Below are 19,203 nucleotides of genomic sequence, written 5' to 3'. Positions count from 1 at the left end.
ATACTCACAGGCGTGCCCGGGAGGTTCGGGACCGAGGTCCTGGCCTCCCGGGCACAACGGCTCACCGCGGGTGCTCAGCCGGAGACGCTCGCGCGGCCGTTCTCGATGTGCCCCATGAGCCGGCGGCGGAAGCCACCGGCCGCGGTCACCTCGATGTCGTACCAGCCGTGCGCGTCGGAGGCCGAGTGCACGACGGTACGGGTCCGGCCGGGCTTGACGGTGACCGTGCGGGTCCAGTCGCCGAGGTCGTCGGGGTCCACGTACCCCAGCGGCCGGACCGTGAAGGAGAGCGGCGCGGATCCGGTGTTTCGTACGGTGAGATGCAGGTCACGGTCGTGGTGGTCGATCCGCGAGGCGAGTTCGGCGCCGCCCGTCGCGGGTCCCTCGAACTCGCGGCGGAAGCCGTTGGGGCCGGTGATCGTGAAGCGGTAGTGATCACCCGGAACGGGGACGGTCCACTCCCCCGTGCCCCGGACGTCCTTGTGCTGCGGGACGGCGAACTCACCGGCGTACGGGTAGAGCGCGAAGTGCGCACTCGCCTTCGCCCGGTTGCTGAGCGCGACCGTCACCGAACCGGCGCCGGTGGTCGCGGCGGCGTCCGGCTGGTACGGCAGGGGGCGGGCGCGGCGGACGCCCGGTTCCTGCGTCGGCATGTGCTGGACGGCCGGGGGCTGGGGCCGCCAGCGGCCGGAGAAGGGCGGGATCGGGCCCGGCTGCTCGACCTCGGGCAGCCGGCGGCCGCGCGCGAAGTCGAAGGCGGAGGTGAGGTCGCCGGTGACGGCCCGGCGCCAGGGGGTGATGAGGGGTTCCTGGATGCCCGTGAGCCGCTCCAGGAAACGGATCACCGAGGTGTGGTCGAAGGTCTCCGAGCAGACGTAGCCGCCGACCGACCAGGGCGAGACGACGAGCAGCGGGACTCGGATGCCGAGGCCGGTGGGCAGGCCCTTCCACCGCTCGGCGGCTCCCGCCGGGTCGTCGGCGGACGGGACCGGCGGCGGCACGTGGTCGAAGAAGCCGTCGTTCTCGTCGTAGTTGATGAGGACGACGGTGTGGCGCCAGACGTCCGGGTGCGCGCCGAGGGCGTCGAGCACCTTGTAGACGAGGGTCGCGGAGGCGATCGGCGAGGAGGAGCCGGGGTGCTCGGAGTCGATCGCGGAGGGCACCAGGTACGAGACCTCGGGGAGGGTGCCGGCGGCCACGTCGGCGCGGAAGGCGTCGGCGAGGGTGCCGCTCTCGACGCGGCGCAGACCGCGTTCGAAGAGGGAGCGCTCCGCCCCGGTGAGGGTGGCGACGCCTTCTTCCAGGAGGCCGAGGAGACGGGTTCGCTCGGTGGCGTCGTCGGTGTCGCGGACGGCGGCGTAGAAGGACTCCATGAAGGTGTGCCCGCCGGTCCTCGCCAGCGCCTTGCGGGCGATCTTCTTGAAGCTGGTGAAGAACTCGATGTTGTTGTCGGTGAAGTTCTCCCACTCGGTGTACGTCTTCCAGCTGCGCCCGGCGGCTTCGAGGCGCTCGGCGTAGGTGGACCAGCCGTAGCCGGGGTGGGTGCCCTCGGCGTAGGCGGCGTTGGTGACGGCCCGGCTGCCGTCGGCCTCGAAGCCGGTCCAGCCGGACCAGAGGTGGTTGCGGTTGGGGCTCGTGGAGGTGTGGATGGACGAGTGGTAGGCGTCGCAGATGGTGAAGGTGTCGGCGAGCTCGTAGTGCAGGGGGAGGTCCTGCCGGTCGTAGTACGCCATGGTGGCGGCGGTCTTGGCCGAGACCCATCCGTCCATCCAGCCGCCGCGCCAGGCCTTGGCGCCGCCGCTCCAGGAGTGGTCGAGGTCGCCTATGTACTGGAGGTCCTTCTTCTGGGTCTCGGCGGCGCCGCGGATCGGGAAGGGCAGCACGGTCCGGCCGAGGGCGGCGGGCTGTTCGAACACCGGTTTGCCGGAGGGAAGTTCGACGGCATTGCGGTCACCGAATCCGCGGACGCCGCGGAGGGTGCCGAAGTAGTGGTCGAAGGAGCGGTTCTCCTGCATCAGGATCACCACGTGCCGGACCGCCGACATCCCTCCTGCGGGGGGCTCCGCGGCCATCGCGGCCTGCAGCGACGGCGGCAGCAGTGAGCCGGCCGCGGCGGCGCCGAGGGCGCCTCCGCCCAGTGCGAGGAGCCTTCTGCGGGACATCTCGGATGACAAGACCGACCTCCAGTCGACGGCCAATGGTTCGCCTTCGAGCCATTGGGTGGTACGCCGGGGACGGTAGTGAGACGCGGTGACGGCGAGAAGACCCGACGGGGGCGCTGCGGTGAACGTCCAAGAGGAGGCGCCGGAAGTCCAAGCGATTTCCGGCCACGCTCACACGCATGGGCGAGCCGCCCGCTCCTCAAGCGGTAGCCGGACACGCGAACGGCCCCGCACCGGAACTTCGGTGCGGGGCCGTCCCCATGACATACGAGAAGGAACTCAGCCCTCGCTGACGCCCAGCTTCTCCAGGATCAGGTCCTTGACCCTCGCCGCGTCCGCCTGACCGCGGGTCGCCTTCATGACCGCGCCGACCAGGGCGCCGACCGCCGCGACCTTGCCTCCGCGGATCTTGTCGGCGATGGCCGCGTTGCCCGCGATGGCCTCCTCGACGGCCGTGCCGAGGGCGCCGTCGTCGGAGACGACCTTCAGACCGCGCTTCTCGACGACCGCGTCCGGGGAGCCCTCGCCGGCGAGAACGCCCTCGATGACCTGACGGGCCAGCTTGTCGTTGAGGTCACCGGAGGCGACCAGGGCCGAGACCCGGGCCACGTCGGCCGGGGTGATGGCCAGCTCCTCCAGCGAGACGCCCTGCTCGTTGGCGTTGCGGGCGAGCTCGCCCATCCACCACTTGCGCGCCGAGGCCGCGTCCGCGCCCGCCTCGATCGTCGCGACGATCGCGTCGACCGCGCCCGCGTTGAGGATGGACTGCATGTCCAGCTCGGACACGCCCCACTCCTCGCGCAGCCGGGTACGGCGCACCCGAGGCAGCTCGGGAAGGCCCTTGCGGAGCACCTCGACCCACTCGCGGGCCGGGGCGACGGGGACGAGGTCGGGCTCCGGGAAGTACCGGTAGTCCTCGGCGTTGTCCTTGATGCGGCCCGCGGTGGTGGAACCGTCGTCCTCGTGGAAGTGACGGGTCTCCTGCACGATCGTGCCACCGGAGGTGAGCACGGCCGCGTGGCGCTGGATCTCGAAGCGCGCCGCGCGCTCCACCGAGCGGAGCGAGTTGACGTTCTTCGTCTCCGAGCGGGTGCCGAAGGTCTTGGTGCCGTGCGGGCGCAGCGACAGGTTCACGTCGCAGCGCATCTGGCCCTTGTCCATGCGGGCGTCGGAGACACCGAGGGCGCGGATCAGCTCGCGCAGCTCGGCGACGTACGCCTTGGCGACCTCGGGGGCCCGCTCGCCCGCGCCCTCGATCGGCTTGGTGACGATCTCGATGAGCGGGATGCCGGCCCGGTTGTAGTCGAGCAGCGAGTGCGAGGCGCCGTGGATGCGGCCGGTCGCGCCACCGATGTGGGTGGACTTGCCGGTGTCCTCCTCCATGTGGGCGCGCTCGATCTCGACGCGGAAGACCTCGCCGTCCTCCAGCTGGACGTCCAGATAGCCGTTGAAGGCGATCGGCTCGTCGTACTGGGAGGTCTGGAAGTTCTTCGGCATGTCCGGATAGAAGTAGTTCTTCCGGGCGAAGCGGCACCACTCCGCGATCTCGCAGTGCAGCGCGAGACCGATCTTGATGGCGGACTCGACGCCGATCGCGTTGACGACCGGGAGCGAACCGGGCAGGCCGAGACAGGTGGGGCACGTCTGCGAGTTGGCGTCCGCGCCCAGCTCGGTCGAGCAGCCGCAGAACATCTTCGTCTTGGTACCCAGCTCGACATGGACCTCAAGGCCCATGACGGGGTCGTACGCGGCGAGCGCCGCTTCGTACGACAGCAGTTCAGTGACAGTCACGGTGAGACTTTCCCTCTCAGCCCAGCAGGACGTCTTCGTCGCCCAGGCGCTTCAGCTCCCGGTAGAGGATCGCCAGGCCGGTCACGATGGCGGCGGCGGACACGGCGGCGTCGATCAGCCGCAGGGTGTCGCCGTCGCTGCGGGCCAGCTTGGCCTGCTTGGCGACACTGATGGCACCGAACGCGGTGCTGGCCAGCGACACGTACACGCCGGTCTTCGACTTCTTGAAGTTCTTGGCCTTCTTTGCCATGGCACTCACAGCGACGGAGCCTCCTCAAGCAGCGGGTGCCCCCACTTTTCCACGAAGGCCGCCTCGACGGCGGCGCCGACCTTGTAGAGCCGGTCGTCCTTCATGGCGGGGGCGATGATCTGCAGACCGACCGGGAGGCCGTCCTCGGGCGCGAGGCCGCAGGGCAGCGACATGGCGGCGTTGCCGGCCAGGTTGGTCGGGATCGTGCACAGGTCCGCGAGGTACATGGCCATCGGGTCGTCGGCGCGCTCGCCGATCGGGAAGGCGGTGGTGGGAGTCGTCGGGGAGACGATCACGTCCACCTGCTCGAAGGCCTGCTCGAACTCGCGGGTGATGAGCGTACGGACCTTCTGCGCCGAGCCGTAGTAGGCGTCGTAGTAACCGGAACTCAGCGCGTACGTACCGAGGATGATGCGGCGCTTGACCTCGTCGCCGAAGCCGGCCTCACGGGTGAGGGCGGTGACGTCCTCGGCCGACCGGGTGCCGTCGTCGCCGACGCGCAGGCCGTAGCGCATGGCGTCGAAGCGGGCCAGGTTGGAGGAGCACTCGGACGGCGCGATCAGGTAGTACGCCGAGAGGGCCAGGTCGAAGGTCGGGCAGTCCAGCTCGACGATCTCGGCGCCCAGCGACTTCAGCAGCTCGACGGACTCGTCGAAGCGCTGCACGACACCGGCCTGGTAGCCCTCGCCGCGGAACTGCTTGACGACGCCGACGCGCATGCCGGCGACCGAGCCGTTGCGCGCGGCCTCGACGACCGGCGGGACCGGGGCGTCGATGGAGGTCGAGTCGAGCGGGTCGTGCCCGGCGATCGCCTCGTGCAGGAGGGCCGCGTCCAGGACCGTACGGGCGCAGGGGCCGCCCTGGTCGAGAGAGGACGAGAACGCCACCATGCCGTAGCGGGAGACCCCGCCGTAGGTCGGCTTGACGCCGACGGTGCCGGTGACGGCGGCGGGCTGGCGGATGGAACCGCCGGTGTCCGTGCCGATGGCGAGGGGGGCCTCGTACGCGGCGAGGGCGGCGGACGAGCCACCGCCGGAGCCGCCGGGGATCCGGGTCAGGTCCCAGGGGTTGCCGGTCGGACCGTAGGCGCTGTTCTCCGTCGAGGAGCCCATCGCGAACTCGTCCATGTTGGTCTTGCCGAGGATGACGACGTCGGCGGCCTTGAGGTTCTTGACCAGGGTCGCGTCGTACGGCGGGATCCAGCCCTCGAGGATCTTCGAGCCCACGGTCGTCGGCATGCCGGCGGTGGTGAAGATGTCCTTGAGCGCGAGCGGCACACCGGCGAGCGGGCCGAGCTTCTCGCCCCGGGCGCGCTTCTCGTCGACGGCGCGGGCCTGGGCGAGCGCGCCCTCACGGTCGACGTGGAGGAAGGCGTGGACCTTCTCGTCGACGGCCTCGATGCGGGCGAGGTGGGCCTCGGTGACCTCGACGGCGGTCAGTTCGCCGGCGGCGATCCTCCCGGCGATCTCGGCCGCGGTGAGCTTGATGATGTTGTCCGTCATGACTGTTAGTCCTCCCCCAGGATCTGCGGCACCTTGAAACGCTGCTGCTCCTGGGCCGGGGCGCCGGAGAGCGCCTGCTCGGGGGTGAGCGACGGACGGACCTCGTCCGCGCGCATGACATTGGTCAGCGGCAGCGGGTGGGAGGTCGGCGGTACGTCTTGGTCGGCGACCTCGGAGACGCGGGCGACCGCGCCGATGATGTCGTCGAGCTGGCCGGCGAAGTGATCGAGTTCTTCGCCCTTCAGCTCCAGACGCGCCAGCCGTGCGAGGTGGGCGACCTCCTCGCGCGTGATGCCAGGCATGCGGATCCTCACGGGGTGAGCTTGATGGTGTGGCCCCATCCTATGGGGCCGGTGCGCCTGCCCGTGAAACGGTTTGCCCGGCGTCCCGGTGGCGGGTGGACGCGGGCTACGGGACGACCTGCCCGGAGGCCTGGTCGACGTTCAGTTCGGCCGCGAGGTCGGCGGGGCGGCGCCAGCCGTGCTCGCCGCGGGCCAGGAGCCAGGCGGTCGCCTCGCCCGGGGGCATAGCGGCCGCCACCAGCCAGCCCTGGACGGCGTCGCAGCCCAGGTCGCGCAGGCGCTCCCAGGTCTCGTCGTCCTCGACGCCCTCGGCGACGACGAGGAGGCCGAGGGAGTGGGCGAGGTCGACCGTGCAGCGGACGATCTCGGCGTCCTCGGTGTCGACGGCGAGCCGGGCGACGAAGGAGCGGTCGATCTTGAGCTCGCTGACGGGGAGTCGGCGCAGATGGACGAGGGAGGAGTAGCCGGTGCCGAAGTCGTCGAGGGACATCTTGACGCCGTGGCCGGTGAGGCCGTTGAGCGTGTCGGCGGCCCGCTGGGGGTCTTCGAGGAGCACGTGCTCCGTTATCTCCAGCTGGAGCGCGCCGGCCGGGACGCCGTGGCGGGCCAGCCGGGCGGCGACGGCGCCGGCGAAGCCGGGGGTGTGCACGTCGCGCGGCGAGACGTTGACGGCGACCGGGACGTCGAGGCCCTGGGCGCGCCAGCGGGCGACCTGGGCGAGGGCGGTCTCCAGGACGTACTCGGTGAGGTGCGGCATCAGGCCGGAGGACTCGGCGATGGCGATGAACTCGTCCGGCGGGACCTTTCCGCGCTCGGGGTGCACCCAGCGGACGAGGGCTTCCAGGCCGGCGACCTGGCCGTCGAAGCGGACCTTGGGCTGGTAGTGGAGTTCGACGTCGCCGGCGTCGAGGGCGCGGCGCAGGTCGCCGAGGAGTCCGAGCCGGTCGGGCGTGTTGGAGTCGCGCTTGGACTCGTAGACCTCGACGCCGGTGCGGTCCCGCTTGGCCTGGTACATGGCGACGTCGGCTCGGCGCAGCAGGCCTTCGGCGTCGAGGGCGTGGTCGGGGAAGACGGCGACGCCGGCGCTCGCCTCCAGGACGAGGGTGAGTCCGTCGAGGTCGAGGGGCGAGGAGAGTTCGGCGACGAGGTGGCGGGCGACCCGCTGGGCGCTGGTGGTGGAGTCGGCGGTGGGCAGCAGGACGGCGAACTCGTCGCCGCCGAGCCGGGCGGCCTCGGCGCCGCGGGGCAGGGCGAGGCGGAGCCGGTCGGCGATCTGGAGGAGCAGCCGGTCGCCCGCGAGGTGACCCAGGGTGTCGTTGACCGACCGGAAACGGTCGAGGTCGATCAGGACGAGGGCGGCGCGGGCTCCCCCGCCCTCGGCCTCCTCCAGGGCGGTCCAGGCCCGCTCCAGGAGCCACTGGCGGTTGGGGAGCCCGGTCAGCGGGTCGCGCAGCTGCTCCTCGGCGCGGGCGCGGGCGATCCAGAGGGTGGAGTCGAGGGCGATGAGGGGAACGGCGAAGAGCGGCAGCAGGACCGGCCTGGTGGCGGCGACGACGCAGATCAGCGGGGCGATGCCGAGCAGGGCGACGGCGACGAGACCCTGCCGGAGGAGGGCGGTGCGGGCGATGGTGGGCAGGCCGCCACTCTGGGGGGCGAGCGTGTACCACAGGAGGACGCGGGTCACCACGAGATAGGTGGTCGCGGCGAACACGACTTCCGGGAGGTCTCCGATGGTCCAGTCGAGTGGCTGCCAGGGCCGGTCGACGCTGGGTACCTCTCCGAAGAGGGCGAGGGCGAGGGCGGCGGCGGCGACTCCGAGGACGTCGGCGGCGCCGTGCAGCAGGCCCTGTCGCCAGCGGTGTCGGCGGGCGGCGCCGACGAAGGCGACGACCGTCAGGGAGACGAGGCCGGCGGGCACCCAGCCGTACAGGAGGAGGACGGCGAGGGTGAGGGCGGCGCCGGATCCGGCGCCGCCCCACCAGCGGTCGCGGCCGAGGGCGACCAGGTGGCCGACGATGAGGCCGGTGAGGACGGCGAGGGACCAGCCGGCGACACCGCCGGGGAAGAGCACGTGCCCGGCGCTCAGGGCCTGCTGGAGCCCGACGACCAGCACGACGGCGGCGATGCCCACCACGGCTGCGGGTAGCCGGGAGGGAAGGCCCTGCGGGACCGCACGGCCGTGTGGCCGTGGGACCGGGGCGGCGCTCTCGGTCGGTTCCATTCCCGTCCCTCTCACAGGCGGCGGTGCCGGCGGTGTGCGACGGCCGCGGTCGCGCGGCCGCCGGTGGTCCGGCCGTCCGTCGCACGGCCGCCGTCGGGCGGCGTGTCTCGTGTCGACGGGGCCGTGGTCCTGGCGCCACGAGCGGCAGAGCCCTCGCGCGGCCGTGCACGACGAGACGCACGGTCACCACACTAGGCCGCCGAGGGCTTCGACGGGCAGCGCTCTCCTTGTCTTGCCCGAATGCGACCCGGCCACCCGTAACGATCTGGTATGCGCCGAACGGGTGAGCTTCGCGGGGGACGGCGGGGGGTCACGGGGCGACGGGGACCGCGGCCTCGCGAGCCGCGTCGGGCCCTTGTTCGAGCAGGACGGAGAAGCCGTCCTCGTCCAGAACCGGAACCTTCAGCTGCATCGCTTTGTCGTACTTCGAACCCGGGTTCTCACCGACCACCACAAAGGCGGTCTTCTTCGAAACGGAACCGGTCACCTTCGCTCCGAGCCGCTGCAGGGACTCTTTTGCGCCATCCCTGGTGAACTTCTCCAGGGTGCCGGTGACCACGACCGTCAGCCCCTCCAGCGGACGCGGTCCCTCGTCCTCTCCCGCGCCCTCGTCCTCGAGACGGACCCCGGCCGCGCGCCACTTGCGCACGATCTCCCGGTGCCACTCCTCGGAGAACCACTGCTTCACGGCGGCCGCGATGATCCCGCCGACGCCGTCGACGGCTGCCAGCTCCTCCTCGCTCGCCTGCTCGATCCGCTCCAGGGAACGGAACTCCCGGGCCAGCGCCTCTGCGGCGACCGGCCCCACGTGCCGGATCGAGAGCCCGTTGATGAACCGGGCCAGCGGCCGCTCCTTCGCCGCCGCGATGTTCTCCAGCATCGCCAGCGCGTTCTTCTTCGGCTCGCCCTTCTGGTTGGCGAAGACCGTGACGATCTTCTCCTCGCCGGTCTTCGGGTCCCGCTTGGGCAGCCCGCTGCTCGGGTCGAGGACGTACGCCTTGATCGGAAGCAGCCGCTCGATGGTGAGGTCGAAGAGGTCGCCCTCGTCCCCGAGAGGCGGCTCGGCCGGCTCCAGGGGGCGGGTCAGCGCCGCCGCGGCCACCATGCCGAAGTTCTCGATGTCCAGGCACTGGCGCCCGGCGAGGAAGAAGAGCCGCTCGCGCAGCTGGGCGGGGCAGGTCCTGGAGTTCGGGCAGCGGAGGTCGATGTCGCCCTCCTTCATCGGCTTCAGCGACGTCCCGCACTCCGGGCACTCGGCGGGCATCACGAACTCCCGCTCGCTGCCGTCCCGCAGGTCGGCGACCGGCCCGAGGATCTCCGGGATGACGTCGCCGGCCTTGCGCAGCACGACCGTGTCGCCGATCAGGACGCCCTTGGCCTTCACCACCTCCTGGTTGTGGAGGGTGGCGAACTCGACCTCGGAGCCGGCCACGGTCACCGGCTCCACCTGCGCGTACGGCGTGACGCGACCGGTCCTGCCGACGCCGACCTTGATGTCGAGCAGCCTGGTGTTGACCTCCTCCGGCGCGTACTTCCAGGCGATGGCCCAGCGGGGGGCGCGCGCGGTGGAGCCGAGCCGGCCCTGGAGCGGGATCTCGTCGAGCTTGACGACGACCCCGTCGATCTCGTGCTCCACGGAGTGGCGGTTCTCCCCGAAGTACGCGACGAACTCCCGCACCTCGTCGAGCGAGCCGACCACCTTGTTGTGCCGGGCGGTGGGCAGGCCCCATTCGCGCAGCAGCTCGTAGGTCTCCGAGAGGCGGGAGATGTCGAAGCCCTCGCGGGCACCGATGCCGTGCACCACCATGTGCAGCGGACGGGAGGCGGTGACCTTGGGGTCCTTCTGGCGGAGCGAACCCGCCGCCGCGTTCCGCGGGTTGGCGAAGGGCTTGTCGCCGGCCTCCACCAGGCGGGCGTTGAGCCCCTCGAAGGCCTCCATCGGGAAGTAGACCTCGCCGCGGATCTCCACCAGGTCCGGGACGCGGTCCCCGTGCAGCCGGTCCGGGACGTCGGCGATCGTCCGGACGTTGGGCGTGATGTCCTCGCCGGCGCGGCCGTCGCCGCGCGTGGCGGCCCGGGTCAGCCGCCCGTGCTCGTACGTGAGGTTGACCGCGAGGCCGTCGACCTTCAACTCGCACAGGTAGTGGAAGTCGGGGGTGCCGACGTCCCGCGCGATCCGCTCGGCCCAGGCCGCCAGCTCCTCGTCGTCGAAGGCGTTGTCCAGGGAGAGCATCCGCTCGCGGTGCTCGACGGAGGTGAACTCGGTCTCGTACTGTCCCGCGACCTTCTGGGTCGGCGAGTCGGGCGTCCGCAGCTCCGGGTACTCCTCCTCCAGCGCCTCCAGGGCGCGCAGGAGCCGGTCGAAGTCGCCGTCGCTGATGACCGGCTGGTCCTTCACGTAGTACCGGAAGCGGTGCTCCTCGACCTGCTCGGCCAGGTCGGCGTGCTTCTCCCGTGCCTCGGCGGGCAGGGCCCCCTGTTCGACTGCCACCTTCGTCCGTCCTCCCGTGCCTCGAAACCCGGTCACTCTGGGTTGTCCGCGAGCGATCTCGCCGCCCGGACGCAGTGGGCGAGCGCCGCACGGGCGTAGTCGGGCGAAGCGCCCGCGAGCCCGCACGTGGGAGTGACGACCACGGACTCCGCGAGAGTCCCCGGATTCAGCCCCAGCCTGCGCCACAGCGTCCTGACACCCATGACGCTACCGCCCGGGTCTGACAACGGGCCGTCAGTGGAGGCCACCACACCGGCGAAGAGCTTGGTGCCGGCCTCGACGGCCTCACCGATCGCCTCCTCGTCACGCTCGGTGAGCAGACCGAAGTCGAACGAGACGCCGGCTGCTCCGGCTCGCCGCAGCAGCGCGAAGGGCACGTCCGGAGCGCAGGAGTGCACGACCACCGGTCCGTCGTGGACCCCCATCACCTCCCGCAGGGCGCTCTCCACGACCTGCCGGTCGACGGCGCGGTAGGTGCGGTAGCCGCTGGCGGTACGGACGTCACCGCGCAGCACCGCGGTGAGCGAGGGCTCGTCGAGCTGAAGGACGATCCTGGCCCCCGGGATCCGCTTGCGCAGCTCCGCGAGGTGCCCGTGGAGGCCCTCGGCGAGCGAACCGACCAGGTCGCGGCAGGCACCCGCGTCCCGGAGTGCCGCCTCGCCACCGTGCAGCTCCAGCGCCCCGGCCAGCGTCCAGGGGCCCACGGCCTGCACCTTGAGCGGGCCCTCGTACCCCTGGGTGAACTCCTCGAGGGCGTCCAGGTCCTCGCCGAGCCAGGAGCGGGCCCGCCGGGTGTCCCGGCCGGGCCGGTCGCTGATCCGCCAGCCGCTCGGCTCCACGTGCGCGTAGAGGTCGACCAGCATCCCGATCGTCCGGCCGATCATGTCGGCGCCGGGGCCGCGGGCCGGCAGCTCGGCCAGGAACGGGAAGTCCTCGAAGGACCCGGTGGCGGTCCTGGCGGCCTCGCGGGCGTCGCCGCCCGGCAGGGAACCGACGCCGGTGGCGGGCCCCCAGAGCACGATGTCGTCCGTGTCGCCCATGGTCAGCGCCCCGGCCTGACGGTGAGGTCGTTGATCTCCGCGTCGCGCGGCAGGTCGATCGCGGTGAGGATCGCCGTCGCGACCGACTCGGGGTCGATCCACCGGGAGGGGTCGTACTCCTTGCCCTCCTGGGCGTGGACCTTCGCCTGCATGGGGCTCGCGGTGCGGCCCGGGTAGACGGACGTCACCCGCACCCCGTGGGCGTGCTCCTCGTGCCGCAGGGAGTCGGCGAGCGCCTTGAGACCGTGCTTGGACGCGGCGTACGCGCCCCACTGGGCGTGCGCGGCGAGCCCGGCGCCCGAGTTCACGAAGACGACGTGGCCCTGGGAGACCCGCAGTTGAGGCAGGAGGTGCCGGGTCAGTTCGGCCGGGGCGACCAGGTTGACGTTGAGCTGGTGGTGCCAGGTCTTCGGGGTCAGGTCCCCGACGGGCCCGAGGTCGACGACGCCCGCGATGTGCAGCAGGCCGTCCACCCGCTCGGGCATGCTCTGGTGCGAGAACGCCCAGGACAGCCGGTCCGGGTCCGCCAGGTCCCCGACGAGCGTCCGGGCCCCCGGGAACCGGGCGGCGAGCTCCTTGGCGCGCCCCGCGTCACGCGCGTGCAGCACGAGTTCGTCCCCGCGCGCGTGGAGGCGGCGCGCGACGGCCGCGCCGATGCCTGAACCGGCTCCGGTGATCACATGTGTAGCCATGGGAGCCATGCTCGCATCAGCGGGAGCCGATGTTCTCCTCCAGGTGGGCCAGGGCAGTCGGGCCGTCTTCCGCGAAGAGGACGAGGTCGGTGAGGGGAAGCGGGAGGAAGCCCTCGTCCTCCATGCGCTGGAACTGGGTCTTCAGGCCGTCGTAGAAGCCGGCCGTGTTGAGCAGGACCACCGGTTTGCCGTGCTTGCCGTGCTTCTTCAGTTCCAGGATCTCGGTGGCCTCGTCGAGGGTGCCGGTGCCGCCGACCATGATCACGATCGCGTCGGACTTGGCGAGGAGGAGCGCCTTGCGTGCGGCCAGGTCCCCGGTGACGACCATCTCGTCGGTGTCCGGGCGGGCCTTGTGGGCGAGGAAGTCGACGGAGACGCCGACGAGGCGGCCGCCCGCCTCCTGCACACCGTCCGCGACGACCTTCATCAGGCCGGTGTCGGAGCCGCCCCAGACCAGGGTGTGGCCCCCCTCGCCGAGGAGGCGGGCGAACTCGCGGGCCGGGGCCGTGTACCGCTCGTCCAGGTCGGCCGCGGAGAGGAAGACGCAGATGTTCATGCGCTCCACCGTAGGCCCCTGCCCCCTGACCAGGGGCTTGCGAGATTCTTCGGGAAATCCCCCCGCCCGGCGATGAGTTCCGGTGACGGGCCGGGTCTGCCCTGCCATGGACGAGGTGGAGACCGCGCTGAGCAGGGTCCGGGGACGGGTCACGTCACGGGACGGCACGCCGATCGCGTACGAGCGTTACGGGGACGGGCCGCCGCTCGTCCTGGTGAGCGGCGCCCTCGGGACGGCCGTGTCCGAGCGCCCGCTGGGCCTGCTGCTCGCCCGGCGGTTCTCGGTGCTCGCGTACGACCGGAGGGGGCGCGGCGGCAGCGGCGACACCGGGCCGTACGCCGTGGAGCGGGAGGTCGAGGACCTGGCGGCGGTGGTCGCGGAGGCCGGGGCCGGGGCCGCCCTGCACGGGACGGGCACCGGGGGCGCGCTCGCGCTCACCGCGGCGGCGGCGGGACTGACGGTGGGGCACGTGTCGGTGTACGAGCCGCCGTACTCGGCGGAGGCCGCTCAGCGGTGGAGCCGGGTGGCGGAGCTGCTCGGCCGGGGGCGTCGGTCCGCCGCGCTCGCCCTGTTCCTCACGGACTCGGCGGGGCCCGCGGAGCTGCGGCCCGGCCTCACGGACCTGGCGCACACCCTCGCGTACGACCTCGCCGTCCTCGGCGACGGGACGGTCCCGGAGCGGCGGCTCGCCGGGGTCCACGCGCGCGTACTGGTGGTCGACGGAGGCGCGAGCCCGGCGGGGACCCGTCATGCGGCCCGCGCCGCGACGGCGGCCCTCCCCCGCGCCCGGCACCGCACCCTGACGGGCCAGACGCCCGAGGTGGCCCCGCACGTCCTGGCCCCGGTCCTCACGGAGTTCTTCTGCGAGGACCGGGAGGCCGTGGGGGCCGCCTGAGGGGGTGGGGCCTACGCGGTCGCGGGGGCGGTCGTCGTCGTGCGGCGGGTCGTCGTCGCGATCGTGGCCGAGCCCACCACGCGCGTGCCGTCGTACAGGACGATCGCCTGGCCCGGGGCCACGCCGCGGACCGGCTCCGCGAAGATGACCGTGAGCTCGCCGTCCGCGAGGGACGCCGTCACCTCGGTCTCGCCGCCGTGGGCGCGGAGCTGGGCCGTGTAGCGGCCGGGGCCCTCCGGGGCGGCGCCGCACCAGCGGGGCTTGATCGCCGTCAGGCCGGTCACGTCGAGGGCCTCGACCGGGCCGACCGTGACCGTGTTGTTCACGGGCGAGATGTCGAGGACGTAGCGGGGCTTGCCGTCCGCGGCCGGGTGGCCGATCCGCAGGCCCTTGCGCTGGCCGATGGTGAAGCCGTACGCGCCCTCGTGGGTGCCGACCTTCGTGCCGCCCTCGTCGACGATGTCGCCCTCAGCCTTGCCGAGGCGGGAGGCGAGGAAGCCCTGGGTGTCGCCGTCGGCGATGAAGCAGATGTCGTGGCTGTCGGGCTTCTTCGCGACCGCGAGCCCGCGCCGCTCGGCCTCCGCCCGGATCTCGTCCTTGGTGGTGAGGGTGTCGCCCAGCGGGAACATCGCGTGCGCGAGCTGCTTCTCGTCCAGGACACCGAGGACGTACGACTGGTCCTTGGCCATGTCGGAGGCCCGGTGCAGCTCACGGGTGCCGTCCTCGTTCAGGACGACCGTCGCGTAGTGGCCCGTGCAGACCGCGTCGAAGCCGAGGGCGAGCGCCTTGTCGAGCAGCGCCGCGAACTTGATCTTCTCGTTGCAGCGCAGGCACGGGTTGGGCGTGCGGCCGGCCTCGTACTCCGCGACGAAGTCGTCGACGACGTCCTCGCGGAAACGCTCGGCGAGGTCCCACACGTAGAAGGGGATGCCGATGACGTCGGCGGCCCGGCGGGCGTCCCGGGAGTCCTCGATCGTGCAGCAGCCACGCGCGCCCGTACGGAAGGACTGCGGGTTCGCGGAGAGGGCGAGGTGGACGCCGGTGACGTCGTGGCCCGCCTCGGCGGCACGGGCGGCGGCGACGGCGGAGTCCACTCCGCCCGACATGGCGGCGAGGACGCGAAGGGGGCGCGGGGGCGGGGTCTGAGTCATAGCCCTACCAGGGTACGGGGCGCCGGGAACCACGGTCGCGGTAGTAAGCGTTCTCGGAGGTATGGGGAGCAAGTCGAACGGCACGGGGAGCGGGCCGGACAAGAAGGTGGGGCGCCGCGCCGTCCTGCTCGGGGGCGGGGTCGCCGTGCTGGGCACGGCCGCACTGGCCAGGGACGAGCTGGCGCGCGCGTGGTGGCGGCTGCCGGGGATGCAGAGGAATCGGGTCGAGGGTGAGCTCGACCACCGGGCCGCCGAGTGGACGTCGGCGTCCCGGGCGAACTGGCGGCGGGCCGACCGGCCGGACGACTACCGGATCGACCGGGTCGTGATCCATGTCGTCCAGGGCAGCTACGCGACCGCGCTGAAGGTCTTCAAGAACCCGGGGCACGGGGCCGCGACGCACTACGTCGTGCGCAAGGACGGGCATGTGGCGCAGATGATCCGCGAACTCGACGTCGGCTTCCACGCCGGAAACCGCGACATGAACGAGCGGAGCGTCGGCATCGAGCACGAGGGCTTCGTCGACCGGCCGCAGGACTTCACGGCGGCGATGTACGCGGGGTCGGCGCGGCTCACGGCCGACATCTGCGCGCGGCACGGCATACCCGTGGACCGGGAGCACATCATCGGCCACGTGGAGGTCGAGGGCACGGACCACACGGATCCCGGTCCGCACTGGGACTGGGACCGCTATATGAAGCTGGTGCGGGAGGCGTCGAAGACGGCCGCGTGAGTGGTGGCACGGGTGGCACGGGGGCGGCCGGCCCGCAGGGGTGCGTGAGGCCGGGTGTCCTCACGGGGGGTGTGAGGACGGATGCCCTCGCAGGGGTCACGTGAGGCCGGCCGTCCTCGCACGTTCGACGGCCGGGCCGATCGCGCCCGCCACCGCCGCGACGTCCTCCTTCGTGGAGGTGTGGCCGAGGGAGAAGCGAAGGGTGCCCCGGGCCAGGTCCGGGTCGGTTCCGGTGGCGAGGAGGACGTGACTCGGCTGGGCGATGCCCGCGGTGCAGGCGGATCCGGTGGAGCAGGCGATCCCGGCGGCGTCGAGCAGCAGGAGCAGGGAGTCGCCCTCGCAGCCGGGGAAGGTGAAGTGGGCGTTGGCGGGGAGCCGCTCGACGGGGTCGCCGCCGAGGAGCGCGTCGGGGACGGCCGTACGGACGGCGGTGACGAGCTCGTCGCGGAGGGCGCCGACCTCGCGGACGAACTCCTCGCGCCGCTCGGTGGCGAGCCGGGCGGCGACGGCGAACGCGGCGACGGCCGGCACGTCGAGGGTGCCGGAGCGGACGTGCCGCTCCTGGCCTCCGCCGTGCAGCACGGGTACGGGGGTGTGCTCGCGCCCCAGGAGCAGGGCGCCGATGCCGTAGGGGCCGCCGATCTTGTGGCCGGAGACGGTCATCGCGGCGAGCCCGGACGCGGCGAAGTCGACCGGGACCTGACCGACCGCCTGGACGGCGTCGGCGTGCAGCGGGACGCCGAACTCGGCGGCGACGTCCGCGAGCTGACGGACCGGCATGACGGTGCCGATCTCGTTGTTGGCCCACATGACGGTGGCGAGGGCGACGGACTCCGGGTCCCGGGCGATGGCCTCCCGCAGGGCCTCCGGGTGCACCCGGCCGTACCGGTCGACCGGCAGGTACTCGACGTCCGCGCCCTCGTGGGCGGCGAGCCAGTCGACGGCGTCGAGCACCGCGTGGTGCTCGACGGGGCTGGCCAGGACCCGGGTACGGCGGGGGTCGGCGTCGCGCCTGGACCAGTAGAGGCCCTTCACCGCGAGGTTGTCGGCCTCGGTGCCGCCGGAGGTGAGGACGACCTCGCTCGGCCGCGCGCCGAGCGCGGCGGCGAGCGTCTCGCGCCCTTCCTCGACGGTCCGCCGGGCCCGCCGTCCGGGGGCATGCAGGGAGGAGGCGTTGCCCGTGACGGCGAGCTGGGCGGTCATCGCCTCGATCGCCTCGGGCAGCATGGGCGTGGTCGCGGCGTGGTCGAGGTAAGCCATGGTGGGTCGATTCTACGAGCCCGCGCCGGCGGGCCCGGCGGGTGGCCGGTTTACGGCGCGGGACCCCGCCTCACGAGGGCTGCGGCCTCAGGAAGGCACCCGTCTCACGAGGGCGCCGGCCGCGCGCAGCCGTGAGGCGCGGCCTCGGGCGAGGGGCCGGTCGCGTCCGGGCCTCGCGCCGCTGTCCAGCAGGGCCGGTCCGGTCGGGGTCTCGGCGACGCGGTCGCGGGGCGCCGATCCGCGTCTTCGTCAGGTGCGGGGGCGCCGGCCGTGCGGCGCGGCTTCGGGCGAGGGCGCGGTCCGGTCGGGGCCTCGGCGCCGCGGTCGCGCGGGGCCGGTCCGCGTCCTCGTCAGGTGCGGGGGCGCCGGCCGTGCGGCGCGGCTTCGGGCGAGGGGCCGGCCCGGTCGGCGCGGCCTCGGGCGAGGGGGCGGTCGCGTCAGGCCCCGCCGATCTCCGGCGGGGCCGGCCCGCGTCTCGTCAGGTGCGGGGCGCGCGGGCCAGTTGCCGGGATTGGGCCACCAGGCGATCGGCGCTGTCCCAGACCTCCGCGTCCTCCTCCAGGAAGCCGCCGGCGAGGTTGCGGGTGGTGATGGAGACCCGCAGGGGGCCGGGGGCCGGGCGGCAGCGGACGTGGGTGGTGAGTTCGACGGTCGGGGTCCAGCCCGTGAGGCCCAGCTCGAAGGAGGTCGGCGGCAGGGCGTCGACCGCCAGGAGGAGGGAGAGCGCGTCGGGCTCGCGGCCGTCGGCGAGACCGAACCAGGCGCGCATCTCGCCCCTGCCGGAAGGAGCACCGACCGCCCACCCGACACACGCCGGGTCGAGGCGGAGGTCCAGCCGGTCCGCGATGGCGGAGGAGCCGGGGATTCTCGGGGCCGGGTTGTCGGCGGCGCTGAAGCAGTCCTCGATCGGCGCCATCGCCGGGGGCGTCGCCGTGGTGCGGACGTCGTCGGGGAGCGCGTCGAGGTCTCCGTACGAGGCGAGGACCCGGATCCGCTCGACCTCGGTTCCGTCCTCCGCGTACTGGAAGAGCGAGGCCTGTCCCGTGGACAGGGTCCGGCCCGTGCGGACCGTCTGCGTCCTGATCACCGCGGGGCCCGGCACGGACGGCGTGAGGTAGTGCGCCGAGATCGTGAACGGGTCGGGGTGCGGGAGGTGCTCGCCGAGAGCGCGGCCGAGCAGAGCGAGGAGGTAGCCGCCGTTGACCGCGTGGATGATCGTCCAGCCGGCGGAGAGCTCGGCGTCGTACACACCGGGCTCGCGCGGGGTCAGGGCGGTGTCGCGGTCGAACTCGCTCGTCGCGGCAGGGGACGCGAGGGTGCTCGTCTCGGTGCTCGTGCTCATGTCCCCGACGGTACCGCAGCAACCTACTGAGCGGTAGCTTTTTCCGGCTCCTCGCGCGTGGACGAGCGCCGGTTCCAGGCACGGGGCGCGCGCCAGTGGTAGCGCAGCGCGAGCAGTCGGAGCGCGAAGGCGGTGAGGACGGCGGCGCCGCTGGTGAACGGGTTGAGCATGTCGAAACGGATGCAGAGCACGACCATCACCGCCCCGACGATCGCCGGGACCGCGTACAGGTCCCGGTCCCAGCGCAGCAGCGACGGCACCTCGTTGGCGAGCACGTCACGCAGGACGCCGCCGCCGACGGCGGTCGCGAGACCGAGCGCGGCGGAGGAGGTGAGCCCGAGGCCGTAGTCGTACGCCTTCGTCGTACCGGTCACGCAGAAGAGGCCCAGGCCGGCGGCGTCGAAGACGTTGACGGCGGTCTGGGTGCGCTCGACCTGCGGGTGCAGGAAGAAGACCAGGACCGTCGCGATCAGGGGCATGAGGAAGTAGCCGAGATCGGTGAAGGCCGCGGGGGGCACGGCGCCGATGACCAGGTCGCGGAAGAGGCCGCCGCCGAGGGCTGTGACCTCGGCGAGGACGGCGATGCCGAAGACGTCGAAGTTCTTGCGGACGGCGAGGAGGGCGCCGGAGATGGCGAACACGAAGATGCCGACGAGGTCCAGCGCGTGCTGGACATCGGGACTGAACAGGTTGTGGAGCACCGACCAATTGTGCCGGTTCCCGAAGGCGCGGTCGGCACGTGCGAGGCCCCGCTGCCAGGGGCAGACGGGGCCTCACGGGGGCCGCGGACGACGCGGGTCACCTCTCCCGCGCGT

16 protein-coding genes are annotated in these 19,203 nt (G+C 72.7%); 2 read left to right on the top strand and 14 right to left on the bottom strand.

Annotated elements, in window-relative coordinates; translation table 11 throughout:
- Positions 1 to 74: 74 nt before the first annotated feature.
- The 10 genes from ABZ567_RS09915 to ABZ567_RS09870 form a co-directional block, all read right to left on the bottom strand.
- On the bottom strand, positions 75 to 2,174 hold the full coding sequence (locus tag ABZ567_RS09915) for a phosphocholine-specific phospholipase C (RefSeq protein ID WP_360786412.1): 2,100 nt from the start codon (positions 2,172 to 2,174) through the stop codon (positions 75 to 77).
- A gap of 267 nt (positions 2,175 to 2,441) precedes the next feature.
- On the bottom strand, positions 2,442 to 3,953 hold the full coding sequence (gene gatB, locus ABZ567_RS09910) for an Asp-tRNA(Asn)/Glu-tRNA(Gln) amidotransferase subunit GatB (protein WP_360786410.1): 1,512 nt from the start codon (positions 3,951 to 3,953) through the stop codon (positions 2,442 to 2,444).
- Positions 3,954 to 3,969: 16 nt separating this feature from the next.
- The gene (locus ABZ567_RS09905) at positions 3,970 to 4,203 is read right to left on the bottom strand and encodes a hypothetical protein (protein WP_360786542.1); all 234 of its coding nucleotides are present in this window, start codon (positions 4,201 to 4,203) and stop codon (positions 3,970 to 3,972) included.
- Between the two features lie 5 nt (positions 4,204 to 4,208).
- Positions 4,209 to 5,705 carry an Asp-tRNA(Asn)/Glu-tRNA(Gln) amidotransferase subunit GatA gene (gene gatA / locus ABZ567_RS09900; RefSeq protein WP_360786408.1) on the bottom strand — a complete coding sequence of 499 codons (1,497 nt, stop codon included), beginning with the start codon at positions 5,703 to 5,705 and terminating at the stop codon, positions 4,209 to 4,211.
- A 5-nt stretch (positions 5,706 to 5,710) separates the two neighbouring features.
- Positions 5,711 to 6,007 carry an Asp-tRNA(Asn)/Glu-tRNA(Gln) amidotransferase subunit GatC gene (gatC, locus tag ABZ567_RS09895; protein WP_015036350.1) on the bottom strand — a complete coding sequence of 99 codons (297 nt, stop codon included), beginning with the start codon at positions 6,005 to 6,007 and terminating at the stop codon, positions 5,711 to 5,713.
- 106 nt (positions 6,008 to 6,113) lie between these two features.
- The gene (locus ABZ567_RS09890) at positions 6,114 to 8,228 is read right to left on the bottom strand and encodes a bifunctional diguanylate cyclase/phosphodiesterase (protein WP_360786406.1); all 2,115 of its coding nucleotides are present in this window, start codon (positions 8,226 to 8,228) and stop codon (positions 6,114 to 6,116) included.
- A 310-nt stretch (positions 8,229 to 8,538) separates the two neighbouring features.
- Positions 8,539 to 10,719, bottom strand: coding sequence for an NAD-dependent DNA ligase LigA (gene ligA / locus ABZ567_RS09885; protein WP_360786404.1), 2,181 nt, complete (start codon positions 10,717 to 10,719; stop codon positions 8,539 to 8,541).
- Positions 10,720 to 10,751: 32 nt separating this feature from the next.
- Positions 10,752 to 11,759 (bottom strand): methionine synthase, encoded by a 1,008-nt coding sequence (locus tag ABZ567_RS09880; RefSeq protein WP_360786402.1) that lies wholly within the window; start codon positions 11,757 to 11,759, stop codon positions 10,752 to 10,754.
- A 2-nt stretch (positions 11,760 to 11,761) separates the two neighbouring features.
- On the bottom strand, positions 11,762 to 12,460 hold the full coding sequence (locus tag ABZ567_RS09875) for an SDR family oxidoreductase (protein WP_360786400.1): 699 nt from the start codon (positions 12,458 to 12,460) through the stop codon (positions 11,762 to 11,764).
- A 7-nt stretch (positions 12,461 to 12,467) separates the two neighbouring features.
- Positions 12,468 to 13,007, bottom strand: a complete 540-nt coding sequence (locus tag ABZ567_RS09870) for a TIGR00730 family Rossman fold protein (protein ID WP_360786398.1) — start codon at positions 13,005 to 13,007, stop codon at positions 12,468 to 12,470.
- Positions 13,008 to 13,113: 106 nt separating this feature from the next.
- On the opposite strand from ABZ567_RS09870, the gene ABZ567_RS09865 reads away from it, so the two are divergent.
- The gene (locus ABZ567_RS09865; protein ID WP_360786397.1) at positions 13,114 to 13,902 is read left to right on the top strand and encodes an alpha/beta fold hydrolase; all 789 of its coding nucleotides are present in this window, start codon (positions 13,114 to 13,116) and stop codon (positions 13,900 to 13,902) included.
- An 11-nt stretch (positions 13,903 to 13,913) separates the two neighbouring features.
- On the opposite strand, the gene mnmA is transcribed toward ABZ567_RS09865, so the two are convergent.
- Positions 13,914 to 15,053, bottom strand: coding sequence for a tRNA 2-thiouridine(34) synthase MnmA (mnmA, locus tag ABZ567_RS09860; protein ID WP_360786395.1), 1,140 nt, complete (start codon positions 15,051 to 15,053; stop codon positions 13,914 to 13,916).
- Between the two features lie 61 nt (positions 15,054 to 15,114).
- Between mnmA and ABZ567_RS09855 the strand changes: the two genes are divergently transcribed.
- Positions 15,115 to 15,786: an N-acetylmuramoyl-L-alanine amidase gene (locus tag ABZ567_RS09855; RefSeq protein ID WP_360786394.1), complete on the top strand. Its 672-nt coding sequence runs from the start codon at positions 15,115 to 15,117 to the stop codon at positions 15,784 to 15,786.
- A gap of 96 nt (positions 15,787 to 15,882) precedes the next feature.
- On the opposite strand, the gene ABZ567_RS09850 is transcribed toward ABZ567_RS09855, so the two are convergent.
- From ABZ567_RS09850 to ABZ567_RS09840, 3 genes are all read right to left on the bottom strand, one after another.
- Positions 15,883 to 17,046, bottom strand: a complete 1,164-nt coding sequence (locus ABZ567_RS09850) for a cysteine desulfurase family protein (protein ID WP_360786392.1) — start codon at positions 17,044 to 17,046, stop codon at positions 15,883 to 15,885.
- A gap of 478 nt (positions 17,047 to 17,524) precedes the next feature.
- Complete coding sequence (locus tag ABZ567_RS09845; protein WP_360786391.1) at positions 17,525 to 18,388, bottom strand: thioesterase family protein; 864 nt, start codon at positions 18,386 to 18,388, stop codon at positions 17,525 to 17,527.
- A 23-nt stretch (positions 18,389 to 18,411) separates the two neighbouring features.
- Positions 18,412 to 19,089: a trimeric intracellular cation channel family protein gene (locus tag ABZ567_RS09840; RefSeq protein ID WP_360786390.1), complete on the bottom strand. Its 678-nt coding sequence runs from the start codon at positions 19,087 to 19,089 to the stop codon at positions 18,412 to 18,414.
- Positions 19,090 to 19,203 lie beyond the last annotated feature (114 nt).

Source organism: Streptomyces sp. NPDC016459, assembly GCF_040632845.1.
Lineage (GTDB): Bacteria > Actinomycetota > Actinomycetes > Streptomycetales > Streptomycetaceae > Streptomyces.
Note: the sequence above shows the minus strand (reverse complement) of the source record. Positions and strands in the feature narration are given on the sequence as shown.